We start from the raw sequence: 21,369 nt of genomic DNA on the forward strand, positions 1-21,369 counted from the left end.
TGATCCATGGCTATTTTTTGTGAGTAAAACTGTGCAAAAACTGTGATTAAACTATAAATTACTTCTAGTCTTAGTAAAATCACGATCTTCAAGTTGATAAAGATCAGATCTTTACTTCGTATTTTTATGATCCATAAATTTTATAATTCTTATTATAAAACAGAATGTTAGTCTTCATTTTGACTGCCTTAGCCTTTATTACCTTATATTTAACCATACTTAATCTCTTTATTTAAACTTTAATAGTAATGTAAATTTTCAATGTCTTCTTTTTTTATTGTTTACTATTAAAGATGTGGACATTATAATCTTTAGCATAACGTTAAGGATATTATGTATGTCAATTAATACTCGTGCACTTTCCACTTATAAACTTTTAAAAGCGACAGCTGAGGTTGCAGAACAATCTTTAGAGGGTCGAATTCAACATTATCGTGCTCATTTAAAAAGCGATGAAAAAGAACTTCGTACTTACACTCAAAAAGCAGCAGCTGATTTACTAGGTTGTAATAATAGAACTCTAAAACGAAGGCATGATCAGGGTGACTTTGATTCCTTAAATATCCAAAAAGGCGCTAATGGTCACTATGCTTACACCTTATCGAATATTTTCGCGATGGCTGACATCATGGGGATTCCAGATGATCAAAGAAAAATAGACGATAAATTGCAAGTTATAGTTATCAACTCTCTCAAAGGCGGATGTGGAAAAACAACCTCTTTGGTTAACATTGCTGCCGCTTTAGCAACTACAAATATAAAACGTTATCGTATTGGGATCATTGATCTGGACCCTCAAGGTTCATCGTCTAGTTTTTTTCCTTCACAAGATCCTGAGCCCATAACTGTTGGTGATTTAATGCGTGACTGCATTGAATTAGAGGAGAATGAAAATTGGGAAGATGTTGTGAGCGATGCATTTCAATCAACTCACATCCCAAATATTCGTTTATTACCTTCTGGTATGGATGATTTCTATTTTGAGCATGAAACAGCAACAGAATTAAAAGAATCTTCAAGTTATCAACAAACACGTCATTATCATAAGTTGCTTGAAAAGGTGATTAAACCTGTCGAATCTCAATTCGATATTATCTTAATTGACACTGCACCTTCCCTTAATTTTATGTTTTACAACGCGTTAATGGCTTCTACCGCCATGCTGATCCCTGTTCATCCTGAGGCGGTTGATTTTGACGCAAATAATAAATATCTAAAGCGGTTAGGCGAGATCTATCATACCGTCGCTGCTTTAGGTCATGAGGGCTGGGATTTTATGCAATTCCTAGTTACTAACTACGTTAAAGGTAATCATTCACAACGTGATATTGTTAAGGATGTTCGTAGTGCCTTTGGCCGCCAGGTTATGAGCTACCCAATTAATCACAGCTCTGCGATCACAGCGAGTTCCTCTTCTTTTAACACGATCTTTGATCAAAAGACTTCTGACAGTCTTGCTAGTCGTGAATCACTGATCAAGTCTCAAGAGAATATCAAAGATGTTGTCGATGAACTTGAAATGTTGATCCGCTCAAATTGGGTATCCACACAATCTTCTCTAGAACAACAAAGTTAATAGGTTTTACATGGCTAAAAAACGTAAAAATGACACCCGCTTAGACCCATTTGCTTCGCCTGTAAGTACCAGTAGTTTAGATGAGTTACTAGAACAAGCTTCAGTTGGTGAAGTATTAACTATGCCTGCACCTAGTGATCCTAATAGAATGATCACGCTGACTTGTTTGGTGATCAAGCATAGTGATATAGAAGCTCAAACTCGAGTCTTTGGTCAGAATCGTCGCGAACAAAGTTTACTCTCTGATAAATCAGTTGCTGACATCCTTCCTGCAATCAAAAATGATAAGCGAAACTTACACCCAGCGCTTTGTTGGTTAAGAAACGACACTCAATGGGTTTTATCAGGCTCAAGACGTCGTAAAGCATGTCTTCTTGCTGGCGCTGATTATGTTGTGCTCTCCTCTCCTGACTTCACTGATGAAGATGCAAAACTTTTAGCCGTATCTTCTGATCAATATATTGCACCTAGTCTATGGGAACTTGGACAGGCTTATGCTGAAACAAAAAAGGATCTTATTGCTCAAGGTAAAAAAGGTTCTTACAGAGAGATTGCTGAGCTTGAAGGGGTATCTCACACCGCTATTGCAGACTCTCTAAAGGCATATGAGCAAATTCCTATGCAAGTTTTACAACATTACCCTACGCCTAACCACTTAGGCCGTGAAGCTGCAAAAAAATTAATTGATGCGATCAAGAAAGATCAGGACATGTTTTTCTTGTTGTTAGAAGATTTACATAATCAGGCTTTTATGGCCGATGATATGAGTGATGAAAAACGTGCAATTAAAATTACTCAGTATCTAGTTAATTTTGAGCAACCCATTCGCAGAAATGAGTCTTTATTTAGTAATGAATTTATTGAATTACAAAGAAGTAATAAGAGCGGTGACATAACTATCAAAATTAATAACCAGGTTATTACTGATAAACGTCTAGAGCAATTACAGAAGCTTCTCGCTACTTATAATTAAAAAAGGGCTTCGGCCCTTTACTATTTTTTAATACTAGAATTTGTGACTTAACATGTCTTACCAGTTAAGTTTTTTACCTTATAACGGTATTTGGGTTTATTCGACTGGTATATTTCCATATACTGGGCGGATGATTTGATTTCTACACGAATTAAATGTCAACGCAGTTATCTAAAGAACAGTTATTTGCTCTTTTTGAGGAAATAAAACAAGAACAGGCGACTCAATTTCCCCTTTCTGAGCGCTTTTTAAAACAATACTTTAATAGCAGCCTGCTAGCTAAAGCCAAAGAGTATCTCCAAAATTCACAAATTAGTTTTTTAGAACACAGCGAAGACTTTTCGACAATAGATAGCCAAGTTATTGGTAATTTTGGCAATACCTTTTCTCAGCATATAAAAATAACCAAAGTAAACAATAATCCCAGTTTGGATGCCCAATGCACCTGCTCTAATAATGCTAAATGTAGGCATATTGCTGCGGTTTTACTTAAATTAAAAGTTGAGCATTCAGGTGGCTTTGGTGAAGCGTTTTTAGTTAATGATTGGTTTAATGAATTAGCAAATTTACAGCATGGTGAGTCTATTGATACCGATAATGTTTTGCTTTTTACACTTGAACCCATCGGTCAGGAGTTATTACTTTATCCTAAGATGTCACCCTACCGTCCAGATGGTCAATATCCATTAGGCCGATTATTAACAGAACCTCAATTAAATAGCCCTGTGGCCCCTCCTGGCCTTCTTGAGTCAGATTTTAGGTTGTTTAGTTGGGTTCGTTCTCAAAATTCACCAGGGCATTATGAGCTCGCAGGAAAGTGGGGCTTTGAAGCAATTAACCAACTTTTGCAGACAAAAAGACTTTTCTTGCAAAATAGTAGAACTCCTTTACAGCTTGGACATCAGGCTAACCTTGCATTAGGTTGGCTTCAGAAAAAAGAAAAATCTCAGTTAGTAGCGTCGATTGATGGCGTTGAGAATTGGCATCTAATTAAAACTGATCCGCCTTTGTATCTTGATTCTGATACAAATACCATTGGGCGAATTAATAGTGCGCTCAGTGCTCATGAGTTAGCGCATATTAACACTATGCCACCAGTACCAAATGACCAACTTATTCACGTTGTTAGGCGTTTTCAGGAAGTGTTTGCCGATAATATTGTCACTATGCCCAATGGTGCACAATCTCAAGTTGAATCTTCGACCGTGCCTGTAAAACTTCAGCTAATTGAGTCTGATACTCATTTTGGCTTTAAGCTCGCTTCTTCGTTCAAGTCAGATGCAAAAAATACTGAAATCAGCAAGGTGTTAAAACGTTCTGAACAATATTTACTAGGTTTAGGCTTACGATTGGAAGATGGGCTCTTCGTCTTGCCTCAACAAGACAGCGCATTTATCCATTGGTTTAATCATGAGTTAAGAGGCCATTTACAAAGCAAAGGTTGGTTGGTAGATGAAATTTCTAAAACAAGTCCAATTATTTCAGCAAAAGTGTCGCTACTGCTTAAAAGAGATAAACATCATCATATTACTGGTAAGGTTTTACTCGATTCAAATCCAGTTTTACTCGATTGGGATAAACATACCGCACTTGAGGTTAATACACTTGCTAATAAGTTTTGTTATGTCGAAATCGCCAAACAAACTTACGCTTTAGAAAAGCGTTGCTATGACAAACTGATGTCTTTAAAAAAGCGATTTAGTTATTACGCTTCCAGCGCACAGTTTAAATTTCCACTGTCTGTTATTAAACAGCTTTTTGCTATCGAAGAAATAGCCATAGAATGTAAAGATAGCAAACTGCTCGACTATCTAAATGAGCTTAATAACCCTGAACAAACTCAAATAAGACCGAGTAATCATAACAGTGATTTATTCTCGCTGAGAGACTACCAAGAATTAGGTGTTAATTGGCTTAAATTTTTACATCGTCATCAGTTAGGCGGCATACTTGCTGACGATATGGGACTGGGGAAAACACTGCAAGTTATTGCTTATTTCATTAATCAGCACAATACGTTAGTAACGAAGCCAAGTTTAATTGTATGCCCAACTAGTTTAGTCGGTAATTGGCAAAATGAGTTTGCGCGTTTTGCGCCAAATTTACACCTTACGACTGTTCATGGTAGTCAACGAGAAAAAGTATTAAGTCACCTGCACGAATCACGTTTCATTTTAACAACTTACCCCTTATTGAAACGCGATCTTGAGCATTATAAAGGGCTAGACTTTGATTCAATTGTGCTTGATGAGGCACAATATATAAAAAATGAAGCGGCGCAAGTTTCTAAGTGCGTAAAGCTGTTATCTGCTCAGTTTAAACTTTGTCTCAGTGGAACTCCGGTTGAGAATAACCTACTTGAGCTCAAATCTCTGCTCGACTTTGTAATGCCAGAAATATTGGGTACTAAGCAGCAATTTAAAAGTTATTTCCAGCAACCGATTGAAAAAGAGCAAGATCAAAATCGAGTTTCTGAGCTTAAAGATCTTATTTCACCGTTTATTTTGCGTCGAACTAAGCAACAAGTGGCTACAGAATTACCTAGTAAAACTGAATTAGTAAAAGAGTTGCAGTTTTCTCCTGTGCAATCTCAGCTATATTCAGATATACAAAAGCAACTTGAAAATAAGCTTCTTGAGCTCTTTAAAGAGCAAGGTGTTGAACGCAGTAAGTTGGCATTTTTGGATGCGCTGCTAAAACTTCGTCAAATATGTTGTCATCCCAAACTAGTCGACAAAGAAACCGCAGAGGTAGGTGCTAAGCTTACCTGGTTAGGTGAGCATTTACCTGAAATCCTTTCACAGGGCCGTAAAGTAATCATATTTAGTCAATTTACATCTGTGCTTGATTTAATCGCTGAGCATTGTAATTCACTTGGTATTACTTTCAGCATGCTTACGGGCCAAACACGTCACAGAGATAAAGTTATTGCCTCGTTTACTGAAGGTGAGAGTAATGTGTTTTTAATCAGTTTAAAAGCTGGCGGCACAGGGTTGAATCTTACGCAAGCTGACACAGTGATACATTTTGATCCTTGGTGGAATCCAGCTGTAGAAAATCAGGCTACAGATAGAGCTTATCGGATTGGTCAAGATAAGCCTGTTTTTGTATATAAACTCATTATGGCTGATTCTATAGAGCAAAAAGTGTTTACTATGCAGCAGCAAAAGCAGGCTTTGGTTGATGCTTTATTCAATGATAAGCATATGACTTTCAACAGCTTTAATGAAGAACAAATGCTTGCATTATTACAGAATTAGAAAATTTGAAATAATTTTGAACTAACTCGATTTAGGGCAGTCTATAAGTACAGTGATGCATAATTACTGTTTTATTTCCCCCCTTAACTTACTTGTTTTTAATGGCCAACAGATTGTTGGCCATTTTTTTATTCTTTTTCCCATTCCATATTTGATCCATATTGTGTTGCTTTAATTATCCTATCGCTTACTAAGTTATACCAATCCTCTTAATTAAGTATTATTACGGATTGTTGTATTACATTCTTTAGACGGTTTGGAGTCGATTATGCTTTGCCATCAACAATCTGAATTAAGTTTTATAGAACCACTTTCACCTTGTGATCAGGATTTGCTTTCAGAAGTTGCCAGCAGTGAAGATCTTTCAAGTATTTTAACTATGCTTTTATTCGATGAAACTTTATCTTATGAACTAAAGCAAAGTGTTAAAGCGCAACTTAAACAACTAAAATGTCTAAAGACTCAGTAATAAAATAAGAAACTATGCCACACATTCTGATTGTTGAAGATGAATATGACATTGCCGAGCAAGTAATGTTATTTTTTAAAGCCGCTCAATTCGAGGTCACCCACATTGCTGATGGTGCAGACGTTGTCGATTGGGTTGCTCAACATAAGCCTGATGCCATTTTGATGGACATTATGATCCCCAACCAAGATGGGGTTGAATGTATGAAGCAGATAAGGCAATTTTCAATGGTGCCCATCCTAATGATGACTGCAAAAGTTGCTGAAGCTGATAGGTTAAAGGGGCTTGAATTTGGCGCTGACGATTACGTTTGCAAACCATTTAGTGCTGCGGAACTTGTTATGAGGGTTAGAGCAATTCTTCGCCGTTGCGCTCCTTTGGAGGCTAAAGAAGAAAAAATACTAGTTGATGAAGAACAACTGCTGATAAAACTTAAAGGGCAGACATTACCGTTAACGAAAGTTGAATTCGATATATTTTCTCTGCTTTATAAAGCCCCAAGTCGTGTTTTTTCTCGTCAGCAAATCCTTGATTTTATTCAACCGGATAATTTTGACATCTCTGATCGTGTTATTGATAGCCATATCAAAAACATACGCAAAAAAATTAAGCAAATTGGAGTGTCGTCAAAGCTAGTTGGTTCTGTATATGGAGCTGGTTATCGGTTTGATGAACAGCAAATAGACGCTGCAACTTAAAGCATTAGTGAACCTTATCAATGACTAAGGTATTATCAGCTTAATAATAGTATTAAGAGGCTGATATGATTGAATCATTTCTCTCGCAGTTAAGTTGGGTTCACGGCGTAATTGCCACTTTAGGAGTTGTTGCTCCTTTGCCTTTTTTCTGGCAACGCCTTGTCAAGAAACAATTGTTAATTGACCAACTTCAATTACAACTTGAACAGCAAGCTGCTCAGCAATCACAATTGCAAATGGCTTATCAAGCAGAGCAAGCATTATCTCAGCAGTTACAAAATGATAAGTTGCAGCTACATGGTCAAGTTCAACAGACTCAAGCTCGCCTAAGTGAGAAACAACTGCAAGCTCAGCAATTTCATAAACTGTGGCAACAGGGAGAGCAAAATGTACAAACTCTTCAGGAAGAGAAAAGTTTACTCTCGGTTGAACTGGCTGAATTAAATGCATCATCAGAACAAAAACAAGCGGCGTTAGAAGCTCAGCTTAATCATTTAGAGCAAACGAAGACTCAATTAAAGCAAGAGTTTGAAAATCTAGCAAATCAGATCTTTGAAGAAAAATCACAACGTTTCGGACAACAAAGCCAAGAAAAAATTGGTCAGTTATTGCAACCTGTTCAAGGTGAATTAAAAGGGTTTCGAGACAAGATGGAAGCGATTCACAGTGAAGAACTAAAGCAGCGTGCGGCATTAAAAACAGAGCTTTTGCACTTGCAAGCTAATAATAAATCAATCACAGAGCAAGCTGATAAACTAACGACGGCATTACAAGGACAAAAGAAAACTCAGGGTAACTGGGGAGAATTAATGCTTGAAAATGTCCTCGATAGTGCTGGTTTAAGAGCAGGTGATGATTACAAAAGAGAAGCATCTTTTACCACGGAAGTTGGCAAGTTCAGGCCTGATGTATTAGTTTACTTACCTCAGCAAAGGCATTTGATTATCGATGCGAAAACTTCATTGAATGCTTACACACGCTATGTGAACTCTGAGAATGACGCTGAAGCACAAACTGCATTGGCTCAACATTATCAAGCTGTGGCTGATCGTATTAAAGAGTTGGGTGATAAACGTTATGAAAAATTACCGGGGATTAATTCGCCAGAAGTGGTGATCATGTTTATTCCCATAGAGTCGGCATTTGTGGCCGCAGTAAAACATAATCCAGCCATTTATCAGCATGCTTTAGAGCATAATGTATTAGTTGCGACACCAACGACACTGCTTACGAGTCTCAATATTGTAAAGCAGCTTTGGCGTTTTGAAGAACAATCAAAGCATAGTCGCGAATTGGCTTCGCGCGCTGAACGTTTTTATAACAAGCTCAATGGCTTTCTCAATAGTATGGAAGGTGTCGGTACTCAGCTAGATAAAGCCAAAGAAAGCTACGAAAAAGCATTTTCTCAGCTTTATTCAGGTAAAGGAAATTTAATCAAACAAGCTTCAGAGTTTAAAGAACTTGGCGTGTCAGTAACTAAAGAATTACCGGAACAATTGCAGGAAAAAGCGCGATTAGAACTCGATTAGCCATAATAGAAAAGGAGCCAATTGGCTCCTTTGTTTCTCTCAGTGTGTTGGGTTAACTGTTAGGTATTGAATTAGGGTTGTCACATTTAGCCTTTTGGCCTTTACGTTGCAGTGACACAAATAAATTCATTGTAAGCTGATGTGCTTTAATATCTTGCCAAACCAGGCTACTTGCGGGCGGGCATAAAGAATGTTGTATGTAGTTACTTAATACTTCACCGTCCATATTAAGCTTTTTCGGCACTCGAACATGTGTGATCACACCATACTCACTGAATTTTACTTCATCTAGTTGCCAGGTTCCCATCATAAATTGCTTTGAGAAATAACGTGCAATTCGAGTTTGTGACTCGTCAGACAATGGTGTTTGTGCCTGCGTCGCAGGTAAACTCGTCCAGTAGAAAACAGCAAAAATAGCTAAAAAAACAAGCCCGATGAAAGTAAATTTAAGTGATGAATTTTGTGCTTTTGGACTGCTATTTTGTTTTTGGCGAGCTTCTATGATTTTTGCCCAGTCGCCATGCTTTAAAGTTGGTTGAGACATATTCTTTCTCCCGTGTTAATGGCGTTATTTAAACAAGCTAATGTGGAAGAAAAATGGAGTGAATGTGGATCAAATCTGTAGGCTTTTTAAAGCCTACAGTAAGTTGTGCCTATTTTAGAGTTTTGTAAAGTGGCAAAGTAACCTGCACGCATAAACCGCCTGATTTGCCATGCTTCAATGTTATATTTCCTGCTAAAGCGGTAATTGTGCTTTGGCAAATTGATAACCCTAAACCAGAGCCACCCAACGCTCTTGAGCGTGATTTATCAACTCTATAAAGTCTATCAAAGAGCCTCGGTAGATCCTCATCGCTCACGCCAGGGCTAGAGTCATCTAGCTGAATAAAAACTTGGTTTTTATTCGCCCTCACTTTTAGTCTTACATGACCCGGTGCATCGGTGTAAAGACACGCATTTTTAGCTAAGTTGAGTATCACTTGCTCAAGCTTAGATTGATCGGTATTCAATACAGTGTTTGCAGCAACATCTATGTCACTTATAAATCTGAGCTGGTACTGTTCAGTTAACACTTTAATATCGGACATAAACTTTTGTGTAAGCTGCTGTAAATTGATTTCTTGAAAATTGATATACATTGCTTGGTTTTGCAACTGAGACAACTGGTAGACATCAGAAATAAGGTTATTTAACTGCGCGATTTTGTCATTAATTTTACCGTAGGCCAAAAACTTATCGTCAATGAGATTATGTTCGAGGGCTTCAATGTGCAATTTTAGTACACTAAGTGGAGTACGAAGTTCATGAGAGATATCAGCCAGCATTTGCTCTTTTTGTTCAAGGTTATGCTGATACATTTGAGCCTTATAATGAGTATTTTTTTGTTTTATATAGTACGCGTAAATAATAAACCCACTCACAACTGAGATGAGTAAACTGGCTAATAGCCAAATCCGTTTTTGTAGAGTTTCATTTTCAAGTTCAATGGTTGTCAGAGCATGTTTCTTTTCTTCTTGTGCGAGTTTTAATGATTTTAATAAATTGTCTAAGCGTTTTTTAATTGTTACGGCATCGCGTTCTTCGATATTTTTAGCGAAGGTTTTGAAGTTGGCGGTTGCATTAAGTAAGTATGAGTAGGCTTCTTCATAGTTCTCTTTTTGTGCATAGGCTTTGCTTGAATACAAATTATATTGATGAGTAAAAAAAGCTGACTTAAATTGCGCTTCAAACGGTTTTGCTTGCGCAAGATAATCTAGGGCTGTATCAGGCTGTTTATGCTTAATATAGGCTTGAGCTAAATGAATATAAGACCAAAATTTGCGTACTGTCGACTGAGTCATTTCGGCATAAGCTTTTTCTTTTTTTGCATGCCACAAACTTTTATTCAGTTTATTTTGCTTTAAATAAATACTGAATAAGGTGCCATGCGCACTAGATAAGCTTTCATTGGCATTAAGCTGCTCTAATAGTGAGATAGCTTCTTTGAGTTGAGGAATGGCATTTTGATAATCATCTTCCTTAGCTGATAGTTGTGCCAGCGTTAGGGCTGTTGCTGCTGTATTGCGTTTGTGGCCTGTTTTTTTATCGTAAACAAGCGCTTGTTCCAGAAAAAAACGAGCTTGTGTCGCTTGGCGTAGTACGTTGGATAACCCAAACAGGTTATAGTAATTAGCCGCTTTGAGCTCATAATTATCTGAGTTTTCTAACATTTTTTGTGCGTTTATCTGAAGGTCCATAGCCTTATCGAATGCACCTTGGGCCTCATATAAAACGCCAAGGTTTATGATAGATTGTGCTATAAGATCATCATTATCTAACGAGAGCGCGATTTGCTTTGCTGCTAAGTAGTAATATTCCGCCTTATCAGTGTTCATGTTTCTTCGGAAATTAACCCCTAGCTCTTTATTCACGTCATATCTAAATTCTAGAGTTTGCTCTGGCAGAGTAAGTAACGGTGAAAGTAGTTCTATGGCTAGGTTATATTGTGCTTGCTCACGGGCAATTTTGGCTCTTTGTAAATTAACCTGAGGTTGAAAAATTAACTGTTTTTCTCGTTCGAGTGTTTTTAGTGCGACATTTAGTTTACCTTCCTTGGTGAGCTTTACAGCTTCAGAAATAGTATCTGATGTTAACGGAGCAGCACTTAAACTAAAGGCCCAAGCCGCTAACAACAAGGTAAAACGTTTCATGTTATTTTTTATGTGTAGAATTTTTTATTAAATACTAAGCAATAATTGTGATTCAAATGTGGAGTGTAAAGGCCCTTTACATGTTTGTTAGTAGAGTTGCTCTAAATGAAAAAAGGGCCCAATTGGGCCCTTTGCTGATAAGGAACTATATGACTCTAAAGTTAGAACTGATTCATAGTGTTAGCTTCACCACCTGCTTTAAGCGCATTCTCACCAGAAAAATACTCTTTGTGTGTATCTCCGATGTTTGAACCTGCTAGGTCTTGGTGTTTCACTGACGCTTGTTCACGACGGATTTCTTGGCGTTGAACATCACGTACGTAAGCTAGCATGCCTAGGTCACCGAAGTAGCCTTCAGCGAGAATATCCGTGCTTAGTGCTGCTGTATGGTAAGTTGGTAGCGTGATTAAGTGGTGGAAAATACCCGCTTCACGCGCACCGTCTTTTTGGAAGTTCTGTACTAATACATCTGCTTCTGCAGCAAGTTCTGAGCTATCTAGTTCAGGTGCCATCAATGCCTTAATATCTTGAGACGGATCAGGATAAGCTGATAGGTCTTTACCTTGTGCTTGCCACTCTGCGTATACTTGTTCACGGAACTTAAGTGTCCAGTTAAATGATGGAGAGTTGTTGTATACAAGCTTGGCATTTGGTACTTGCTCACGAACGCGATTAACAAGCTCGGCGATTTGTTTTACGTTTGGCTTTTCAGTTTCAATCCATAGTAAATCAGCACCAGACTGTAGGCTAGTGACACAGTCTAGTACTACACGGTCTTTTTCTGTGCCTTCTTTGAACTGGTATAAACCATTGTCTAGGCGTACTGGCTTACACAGCTCGCCATTTAATTTCATCGCCATTTCACCTTCTTCAAGGTCTGCACCGCTTGACACTGGTGTCGTGTCTAAGAATGCGGTGTATTGACTCGCTAAATCACCTGGTGTTTTAGAAACTGGCACTTTCTGTGTCAGGCTTGCACCGAGTGAGTCCGTACGCGCTACAATCACACCGTCTTCAACACCTAGTTCAAGGAATGCATAACGAACAGCGTTGATTTTTGCTAAGAAGTCTTCGTGTGGCACTGTTACTTTACCTGCTTGGTGACCACATTGTTTCGCATCAGATACCTGGTTTTCAATTTGAATGGCACATGCGCCTGCTTCAATCATTTTCTTAGCAAGTAAGTATGTTGCTTCTTCGTTACCAAAACCTGCATCAATATCTGCAATAATTGGTACTACATGTGTTTCAAAGTTGTCGATTTTGCTTAGTAAAGCTTCAACATCACCGCCATTTGCTTTTGCTTCATCTAGCTCTTTGTAAAGGTGATCGAGTTCACGCGCATCAGCTTGCTTTAAGAAAGTATAAATTTCTTCGATAAGCGCAGGTACTGAGGTTTTCTCATGCATACTTTGGTCTGGTAGTGGCCCAAACTCAGAGCGAAGTGCTGCTACCATCCAGCCACTTAGGTAAACGTAAGAGCGCTTGGTGGTTTTTTGGTGGCGCTTAACTGCCATCATCATTTGCTGTGCAGTGAAGCCATGCCAACAACCGAGTGACTGCGTGTATTGACTGCTATCTGCGTCGTAGGCTGCCATATCTTCACGCATTACTTTTGCGGTGTACTTTGCGATATCTAAGCCTGTTTTAAAACGGTTTTGCAAATTCATTCGGCTTGCAAACTCTGGGCTGATTGATTGCCATGTATTGCCCTGTGTTTGGCAAAGTGTGCTGAAGTGGTCGAGCTTTGATTGATAGCTAGTCATAATAAAAATCCTTCGAACGGGTTGCTGTAAAACTTTTTATTCATGTTTATGAGAGTGACACCATAAAGCTGTTGGTTATTTGCTCTGTTTGGCGCTTAATTCAACACTAGGCCGATTTTTATAATTTTTTAAATTTATAGTTGTTATCTTGAGTATTTTTTTTATGAATGATTTGGGGGTTAGGTTTTCGCTGTTTTTAAGATATGGTTTGTCTAAACCCGTTCAAATTTTATGCTTAGGAAGATATTCATGAGTGCAACTGTTCAACAAGCTGGCTTAACCATAGATCAGCAACTTTATGACTTCGTTAATCAACAGGCTTTGCCGGGCACCGGTTTGCAGGCAGAGGCTTTTTGGCAAGGTTTTGCTGATCTGGTCAATGAACTAACACCAATCAATAAATCATTACTTTCAAAGCGCGATACGCTGCAGTTACAGATTGATGCTTTTCACAAGCAGCAAAGACAATGGGATGCTCAGGTTTATAAATCATTTTTGACTGAAATTGGTTATCTAGTGCCTGAGCCTGAAGAAGCAACGATTACCACCGAACACGTTGAACCTGAGATTGCGCTCACAGCAGCCCCACAGCTGGTTGTGCCTGTAAGCAATGCACGTTTTGCATTAAATGCGGCGAATGCAAGGTGGGGCTCGCTCTATGATGCGTTGTACGGCACTGATTTATTGCCAGAAAAAGACGGAGCTGAAAAACAAAAAGCATATAACCCGGTACGTGGCTTTAAAGTAATGGCTTACGCGAGGCAGTTTTTAGATATTGCCCTGCCCCTGCAATCAGGCTCTCACATTGAGAGTACTAATTACTCAGTGCTAGACGAACAACTTGTTGTCACTTTGAATGACAGCTCGCAAGTCTCGCTTTCGACACCTGCACAGTTTGTGGGTTATCAAGGGCAAGCACAGAATCCATCTGCTTTATTGTTCAAGCACCATGATTTACACATTGAAATTCAAATTGACCCGCATAATCCTATCGGACAAGCTGATAAAGCGGGGATCAAAGACGTATTACTCGAAGCCGCATTAACGACAATTATGGACTGTGAAGACTCTGTGGCCGCTGTTGACGCTGAAGATAAAGTTGGCGTTTATCGTAATTGGTTGGGCTTAATGAACGGGACTCTGACCGATACTTTTGTTAAAGATGGTCAAGAACTGACGCGAAGCTTAGCAACCGATCGTGAATATACCAGTAAGAGTGGTGAGCGTTTGAGCTTGAAAGGTCGCAGCATGATGTTTGTGCGCAATGTCGGGCATTTAATGACGAACCCTGCGATCTTAGATCAAAATGGCGAGGAGATATTTGAAGGGATCATGGATGCGGTGATCACGTCGCTTTGCGCTATGCATGATCTGCAAGGTAATAGCCCATTTAAAAACTCAACGGCGGCGAGCGTTAATATCGTTAAACCAAAAATGCATGGTCCAGAAGAAGTCGTTTTTACCAATACCCTTTTCTCTCGTGTTGAAAGTTTACTCTGTTTGCCAGAAAATACTCTAAAAATGGGCATTATGGACGAAGAGCGCCGCACTTCTGTGAATTTAATGGCCTGTATTAACCAAGCTAAATCACGAGTGGTATTTATTAATACCGGGTTCTTAGACAGAACCGGTGATGAAATCCACACCTCAATGGTCGCGGGTCCAGTATTGCCTAAAGCTCAGATCAAGGCACAACCTTGGATAGCGGCTTATGAAGATCAGAATGTCGATATTGGTCTAAAGTGCGGTTTCAGTGGCAAGGCGCAGATCGGTAAAGGCATGTGGCCGATGCCAGATAAAATGGCAATGATGATGGAACAAAAGTTGGCTCATCCTAAATCGGGTGCCAATACTGCTTGGGTGCCTTCTCCAACAGCTGCAACTCTGCATGCGATGCATTACCATCAAGTAGATGTTTTTGCTATTCAGGCCGAATTGAAAGCGCGTCAACAAGCGTCACTTGATGACTTATTAACGCCACCTTTGTTGCTTGATGTAGAGCTGAGCAAAGAAGATATTCAATCTGAACTTGAGAATAATGCACAGGGCATTCTGGGCTATGTTGTACGCTGGATAGATCAAGGCGTTGGTTGCTCCAAAGTACCAGATATCAATCATATAGGATTAATGGAAGACCGAGCGACTTTACGTATTTCAAGCCAGCATATCGCTAATTGGTTGAAACATGGCATTTGTACACCTGAGCAAGTACAGGCAACGTTTGCCAAAATGGCAGAAGTGGTCGATACGCAAAATCAGCACGACACATACTACACGCCCATGGCATTAAGTAATGATAGCCTAACGAACAATCTAGCGTATCAAGCGGCATTAGCCTTGGTTTTCGAAGGTGAGCAACAGCCTAATGGCTACACAGAGCCGCTTTTACATAGTTATCGCCTTAAATACAAAGCTGCAAATAACTAAAGCGCTCACTTAACCAATTTCTTTCCTAGACTGATGCCAACGTAAAGTTGGCATTTTTTGTTTGTTACCCAAAAAAATACATTTAATTAAAAAAACTTAAAATGTTATGTTGTAACACTTATTGTTTTGTTATATTGTAACAACTGTTTTAAGTGATGTACTTTCTTTTCCCTTGAAAAGGTTAGCTTATTACTAGTCGCCCGTATTAGTTGATAGGTATCGATTCAGTTAAAGAGTACGCTTGAGGCGGAGGGTTTTCTCAGTTTCCCTCCGCCTTTTTTATATCTCAATATCCCCTTTGAATATGTAAAGCCCCTTTACAAATAAATAAGACATATTTGACTAAGTTGGCGACAGTTTTAGTCCATAAAACAATCGAGTATCTCAGAATAAAAAAGCTGGCAGTAGCCAGCTTTGGTAATACCCTGTTAGGGCATTATGCGTAAACTTTTATTGTTAGAGTGGACCTTTATTGTCACTCGGTGTTTGCCATATGCTGTGCCAAATGTAATTACCATGAATGTAATATAAGTCATCGCGATGAATTACAGCTCTGTCTAATCCCCCCCACACATATGGCGTGGTTTCTGTGCCAATACTAGAGTAATCAACTTTACTGCTACCAAGGTAATTAAGTGCAGGTGTTTCAGTTGTGTCTATTTCAAATGAAGCAAGCTCGCTTACTCTATGCCATAGGTATGAAGTACTGTTTTCAGATTGACTTTGCCATGTCTCTACGGGCATGGTGAATCGTAAGACTCCTGATTCAGTCGCTAAAAAGCTAAGTGATTTATAGTTCCACTCCGCTGGTGTGTACGCATTTGCAAAGACTTTTTCATTGACGACTTTTGGCTTTGTAATATCTGAGATATCAAAGAGTGTGACTTTAGCGCCATTTTCGACCTCTTGCGCACTAGGATCACGCCAATCTTGAATATTTTGACCGATGCCTAATAGTAAGTTTTCTCCCACGGGGTGCAGATAAGCTGAATAGCCAGGAATTTCTAGTGCGCCTGCAATTTTTGGATTGGTTTTATCGGTTAAATCTACAACATAAAGAGGATCTATTTGCCTAAATGTGACGATAAACGCTCTATCTTCAGAAAATCGGACTGCATAGATATTTTCATCTACTAAGCCTTGTTCATTAGTTTTTCCTATCGGTGTTGGTTGAGCATCATTAGGCAGTTTTGCTATTGGCGCCAATGAGTTTTCTTGCTGCTGTAAAACAAATAGTTGATGTTTAAATGGCATGAAGCCAGCATTCAGATCAAAAGGTAAATTTGTTGTCGTTACAACGCGTAAATCATCATTGAATTCACTCAACCTTAAGTTTTCTTGTCCCCCACCTAAGTGCCCTTCAACAGCACCTGTCGCTACATAATTTAGTGTATCGTCAGTAAGATCAAATTTATGAATAACCGTTTTTACTTCTTCTCCCTGATAAACTGTGCCATGAGTATAAAGAGCACTCTCAGAGGCATAGATCCCGTAGATATTTGTATTTACACAAAGACTCTCTCTTTGGTCAGGGTTATTTAAACTAATTTTTGTAATGGTAATAATGCTGTCGAACCCATCTTTAGTTGATGCGTCCGATGAGATATAGCAGTTATCAGGCGTGACCAACTCTTCACTATTTTGATTAGTTGTATTCGTAATGTTAGGTGTCAACTCCGCAAGCTGCACTTTTTTTAGGTTTTGGTAGTTTGCCAGCACGGTTGCTTCATCATTATCGCTCGTATCAAACCCTGTAAAGTTTGGGTGGTAGTTACTTACTATATAAAGAGAGCCATCAATGACTCTGCTGTCGATTAACCCTCCTTCAATTTTAAATTGATGCTTGATAGCTGCTTGGCTAGGCTGACTGACATCAATCAAACTTAGCTCAAATTCATTATCACCATAGTAGAAATAAGGTTCTACAGTTGCTGCTATGTCATTTGCTATAGGAAATGAAAAATAACTAGGTGAATAATTTAAAATAGCGAGCGTATTATTATGAAGATAAAGATTTTGCTCTGAGCCATTGGCTTCTGAATAAGGTAAAGTGTGGATCTGGTTCATTTCACCTTTTGCATTGCGTTGCATGATACGAATATAGTTTTCACCTTCATTTGAATCATGGTAAATATCATCGAACGAATTTGCTGCAATAAATAAAAATTCACCGTCATACTTAACCCTATCAGCTTCATCAACATTTTGTTCTTGCTGATTTGTTTGAGAAAAGTCTTTTGATGTTGAAGGCGAAGCGGTTGCATCGTTTTCAGGTACGTCATAATGTGAAAGACGAGTTTGATAACGCTTGAATAATCCGTTTTTAAGGTTTTGAGAAAATTGAAATTCAGATGCTTTAATGAGTGGGGCTGCTGACACTTTTATATCATTTAATTTCGGGATTTTTTGTTCATCCACCGGTGGCGTATCAGTATTTTTACTTCCCCCACAGCCGATTAAAATACCTAACGTCAGTGAACTAAATAAAAGAGAACGCTTCACTTTGGGCTCCTTGAAAATAATTAAGTTAAAAGTCGTTGTTTGTTTTTTAATCTTAATCAGCTCACCTAGAATATCTGTTATTTTAGCCAAACGAATTGTTATTTAATGTTACTGAGCGTAGAAAAAAAAGTCAGGGATGGTAAATTATCATTAGGGAAATAGAAGGGTTTGATTTTGAAAGCTTCTTTAAAATATTTATTATCGTTGGCAGCGTTAACGACGTCACAATTAGGTTTATCTGCTGAACCAGCAAATTGCTCACAAGCCAATGAGGAATGTATTGAAGTTGGCCAATGGCGGGTTTCGCTTGCTGCTGGAGGGGGGGTACTCACAAACCCTTTGCAAGGTGGCGAAAATATCCCTCTCATTGTGGTGCCTTATATCAGTTACTACAATGAACGGTTTTTTCTTGAAAACACTACGCTTGGTTATACATTTCAAGAAGCTAAACATTTTGATGTTAGTGTTATTCTAGAGCTCAATGGTGAGCAAAAATACTTTAATCGTCTACATGCTGGAAATATTATTGGTGTCGATGGAGCACTTAGTGATGGTGGCAGCTCTGAAGTGCCAACTTCACCTGATTCGAATGGATCTGAAGATCTTTTCCCAGATACAGATAAACCTGTTGAACCAAAACGTCTTCCAACTTTAGATGATATTGCCAAACGAGATTGGGCTATAGATGGTGGTTTACTTGCTCATTGGTATATAGGTAAACAGCACAAAATAACCGCTCAATGGGCGCATGATGTTAGTGGCGTTTATAAAGGTCAGCATATTAAAGCCAGCTATAAATATCAGGTGCCTGTTTTTGACTGGCCTGCGAAATTACAACTATCAGCTGGGTTTGACTGGCAAAGTGCTGAACTCGTTAATTATTATTATGGATTAAATAGTAAAGATAATGTCGAGCAAGCTTATTACTATCAGGGAAAGCAAGGTATTTCGCCTTTTGTGGGCGCGGTATTTAATTATCGGATAAACAAACAGTGGCAATTTAAACTCAGTGCCAAGCGGACTTTCTTATCGAGTGCAATTGTTGATAGTCCTTTGGTGCATGACAATCATCAAGATTATTTATTTATCGGGGGGCTTTATGAGTTTTAGGCGCCCATTTTTCTTTATAGTTGTCAGCTGTTTATATATATCTTATTCAAATGCGCAGACTTCTCCTGCGCAGATTAAACAGCATGCTTTCTCCCTCGTTATAAAACCTATTACCTGTGTTGTAAAAAGTTTAGGTGAAGAATGTCAAATGAGAGCAAATGTGATTTGGCAATCACCAGTTTCACAAAATATATGTTTATTTCAAGATAAACTGCAGCTGAAATGTTGGGCAAAGCAAAATCAAGTCTCGGAATTGATTGATGTGACACTCGATAAAACTATGGTATTCAGTCTGCGTGACTCAAAGCAGCGCACATTGGTTGAACAAACTATTAAAGTGCATGCATTGAGTAGTCGAAAGTACCGCAGAAAGTTAAAGTCTGATTGGAGTTTATTTTAATGTCAAAAGTCATTTTAGTTGAAGATGATGAGCGCTTAGCAACTTTGACAGCGCAATTTTTGAAAGGTAATGGGTTTGAGGTCGAAGTGATCAATGATGGTGCTGACGCCGTTGAGAAAATCATTGTGGTGCAACCTGATATAGTGATTTTGGATATTATGCTACCCAATCAGGATGGGTTTAGTATCTGCCGCGCGATCAAAAATGAGTATTTAGGACCGGTATTGTTTTTAAGTGCCAAGGATAGCGATTTTGATCAAGTAAAAGGGTTGGAGATTGGTGCCGACGATTATGTCATCAAACCTGTTGAACCATTTGTTTTATTAGCGCGTTTGAATGCCCTACTACGTCGTTGTCAAAATAAGCCTCAGAATCTAGATTCATTAACTTTAGGAAAGTTAAACATAGATAAAGCCGACCGACGAGTGTATTTAGACAGTAAAGAGATTGAATTAACGAGTTATGAATTTGATTTGTTATGGGCGCTAGCAAGTAATGCAGGTGAAACTCAAAGCAGAGAATTTATCTACAAACATGTTGTTGGTAGAGAATATGATGGACTGGATCGTAGTGTGGATGTGCGTATTTCACGTTTACGTAAGAAACTAGGAGATAATTTAGAGCAACCTTTTAGGCTCATCACAGTGTGGGGCAAAGGCTATTTATGCTCAAAATCTGCTTGGGATTAAAGCAACATGGTTCGTCTCTTAATTAGCCTTTACTTGGTGGTGATCACCAGTATTGTTGTAATCAATCAAGCCAGTGACTATGTTTGGCAAAATTGGGTAACACACGCGCCAGATGAACTTCGTCATGCCAAGCAGGTCGCTCATGTGATGCAGGCACACATTACAACGCCTGAACAGTTACAAGCGAGCTATCAAGGGTTAGATATTGATAGCATTGCATGGTTAGACGAGCAACGCACTCAATTATTAAATGGTGAAGTATTGACTACTTATAATGCACAGGGCCAAGCATTATTGAGTTTTTTACTTTTAGATAATTATACCCTAGTTCAACTTGGACCATTTTTACCTTCAGAACCAGCCTCAAATAAGCTATACCTTTTCAAATTCATTTCTTTCTTAGTGCTAGGACTATTATTGATTGTTTGGTTACGACCTTTGTGGCTAGATCTGATGCAGTTTAAACGTGTTACAGAGCAATTAGCGCAAGGTAACTTAAACGTTGAGCGTAAAACTTCTCGCTTTTCTGCCATTTCTGATCTCACCGAGCAATTTCATATCATGGCGCAAAAAGTTGCTAACTTGATGACTGATCAAAAGCAGCTCGTCAATGCTGTTTCTCATGAGCTTCGTACTCCGCTTGCGAGATTAAAATTTGCTTTGGCGATGTTACAAAGTACACAGCCTGAGCAAGTTTCAGGTATGCAACAAGATGTACAAGAGATGGAATCATTAATCGACGAAATGCTTAGTTACGCGCGTTTAGAAATCGCTGGAGAGCAGTTAAGTTGTGAAGAGTTTAATCTATCAGAGTTATTGCTGGCGCAACTTGATAAGCTACAAGGGCTCAGTGGTAAAGAAATTACCACGTCTATTTCATCAGGTGTGCTAGTCAATGCCAATGCGCACTACCTTGCCCGTGTACTACAAAATTTGCTGCAAAATGCTGATAAATATGGTTCTAACAGAATTGATGTATCTCTCATAGAGGTTGAGCAGCACATTTTTATTAAGATTGACGATGATGGGGAAGGGATAGCTGAAGACCAATATGAGACGGTATTTATGCCTTTTGTTCGATTAGAAAAGAGTCGTAATAAGCACCTTGGTGGTTATGGGCTTGGTTTGGCCATTGTGAAAAAAATTGTGAGTTGGCATAAAGGACAATGCGTGGTAGCGAAAAGTAAACTTGGCGGCGCGAGTTTTGAGATTACCTTGCCAAAATAAAATAGACGGGAAAAGATGTTTAAATTTAAAGATTTAGAAATGGTTTTGAAAAC

General features: G+C 38.7%; 15 protein-coding genes. 11 read left to right on the top strand and 4 right to left on the bottom strand.

The genetic code is table 11. From position 1 onward, the window contains the following. The first annotated feature begins 337 nt into the window (after positions 1-337). The 6 genes from PP2015_RS17345 (at position 338) to PP2015_RS17370 (ending at position 8,505) form a co-directional block, all read left to right on the top strand. Complete coding sequence (locus PP2015_RS17345) at positions 338-1,576, top strand: AAA family ATPase (protein WP_058031692.1); 1,239 nt, start codon at positions 338-340, stop codon at positions 1,574-1,576. A 10-nt stretch (positions 1,577-1,586) separates the two neighbouring features. Then, positions 1,587-2,549, top strand: coding sequence for a hypothetical protein (locus PP2015_RS17350; RefSeq protein ID WP_058031693.1), 963 nt, complete (start codon positions 1,587-1,589; stop codon positions 2,547-2,549). A gap of 155 nt (positions 2,550-2,704) precedes the next feature. Then, the gene (locus PP2015_RS17355) at positions 2,705-5,809 is read left to right on the top strand and encodes a DEAD/DEAH box helicase (protein ID WP_058031694.1); all 3,105 of its coding nucleotides are present in this window, start codon (positions 2,705-2,707) and stop codon (positions 5,807-5,809) included. A 268-nt stretch (positions 5,810-6,077) separates the two neighbouring features. Then, positions 6,078-6,278, top strand: coding sequence for a hypothetical protein (locus PP2015_RS17360; RefSeq protein ID WP_058031695.1), 201 nt, complete (start codon positions 6,078-6,080; stop codon positions 6,276-6,278). A gap of 14 nt (positions 6,279-6,292) precedes the next feature. Then, positions 6,293-6,976, top strand: a complete 684-nt coding sequence (locus PP2015_RS17365; protein WP_058031696.1) for a response regulator — start codon at positions 6,293-6,295, stop codon at positions 6,974-6,976. Positions 6,977-7,041: 65 nt separating this feature from the next. Continuing rightward, a complete protein-coding gene (locus tag PP2015_RS17370) occupies positions 7,042-8,505 on the top strand; it encodes a DNA recombination protein RmuC (protein ID WP_058031697.1) in 1,464 nt (487 codons plus the stop codon). A gap of 52 nt (positions 8,506-8,557) precedes the next feature. Here PP2015_RS17370 and PP2015_RS17375 read toward each other — a convergent pair whose 3' ends face one another. From PP2015_RS17375 to PP2015_RS17385, 3 genes are all read right to left on the bottom strand, one after another. Beyond that, positions 8,558-9,049: a hypothetical protein gene (locus PP2015_RS17375; RefSeq protein WP_058031698.1), complete on the bottom strand. Its 492-nt coding sequence runs from the start codon at positions 9,047-9,049 to the stop codon at positions 8,558-8,560. Positions 9,050-9,158: 109 nt separating this feature from the next. Next, positions 9,159-11,195 carry an ATP-binding protein gene (locus PP2015_RS17380; protein WP_058031699.1) on the bottom strand — a complete coding sequence of 679 codons (2,037 nt, stop codon included), beginning with the start codon at positions 11,193-11,195 and terminating at the stop codon, positions 9,159-9,161. Positions 11,196-11,356: 161 nt separating this feature from the next. Further along, positions 11,357-12,961 carry an isocitrate lyase gene (locus PP2015_RS17385; protein ID WP_058031700.1) on the bottom strand — a complete coding sequence of 535 codons (1,605 nt, stop codon included), beginning with the start codon at positions 12,959-12,961 and terminating at the stop codon, positions 11,357-11,359. Between the two features lie 249 nt (positions 12,962-13,210). Between PP2015_RS17385 and PP2015_RS17390 the strand changes: the two genes are divergently transcribed. Then, positions 13,211-15,388, top strand: a complete 2,178-nt coding sequence (locus PP2015_RS17390; protein WP_058031701.1) for a malate synthase G — start codon at positions 13,211-13,213, stop codon at positions 15,386-15,388. Between the two features lie 456 nt (positions 15,389-15,844). Here PP2015_RS17390 and PP2015_RS17395 read toward each other — a convergent pair whose 3' ends face one another. Further along, on the bottom strand, positions 15,845-17,890 hold the full coding sequence (locus tag PP2015_RS17395) for a beta-propeller domain-containing protein (protein WP_058031702.1): 2,046 nt from the start codon (positions 17,888-17,890) through the stop codon (positions 15,845-15,847). A gap of 174 nt (positions 17,891-18,064) precedes the next feature. Between PP2015_RS17395 and PP2015_RS17400 the strand changes: the two genes are divergently transcribed. Genes PP2015_RS17400 through PP2015_RS17415 form a run of 4 tightly spaced genes read left to right on the top strand, consistent with a single transcriptional unit; the run spans position 18,065 to position 21,316 of the window. Next, on the top strand, positions 18,065-19,000 hold the full coding sequence (locus tag PP2015_RS17400; protein ID WP_058031703.1) for a MipA/OmpV family protein: 936 nt from the start codon (positions 18,065-18,067) through the stop codon (positions 18,998-19,000). After that, positions 18,990-19,400, top strand: coding sequence for a DUF3019 domain-containing protein (locus tag PP2015_RS22160; RefSeq protein WP_058031704.1), 411 nt, complete (start codon positions 18,990-18,992; stop codon positions 19,398-19,400). The genes PP2015_RS17400 and PP2015_RS22160 overlap by 11 nt, the downstream gene beginning before the upstream one ends. Next, positions 19,400-20,089: a response regulator gene (locus PP2015_RS17410; protein ID WP_058031705.1), complete on the top strand. Its 690-nt coding sequence runs from the start codon at positions 19,400-19,402 to the stop codon at positions 20,087-20,089. The genes PP2015_RS22160 and PP2015_RS17410 overlap by 1 nt, the downstream gene beginning before the upstream one ends. A 6-nt stretch (positions 20,090-20,095) precedes the next feature. Then, positions 20,096-21,316: an ATP-binding protein gene (locus tag PP2015_RS17415; RefSeq protein WP_058031706.1), complete on the top strand. Its 1,221-nt coding sequence runs from the start codon at positions 20,096-20,098 to the stop codon at positions 21,314-21,316. Positions 21,317-21,369: the final 53 nt, after the last annotated feature.

Origin of the sequence: Pseudoalteromonas phenolica, from assembly GCF_001444405.1 — a bacterium.
In the GTDB taxonomy this organism is placed as follows: Bacteria; Pseudomonadota; Gammaproteobacteria; order Enterobacterales; family Alteromonadaceae; genus Pseudoalteromonas; species Pseudoalteromonas phenolica.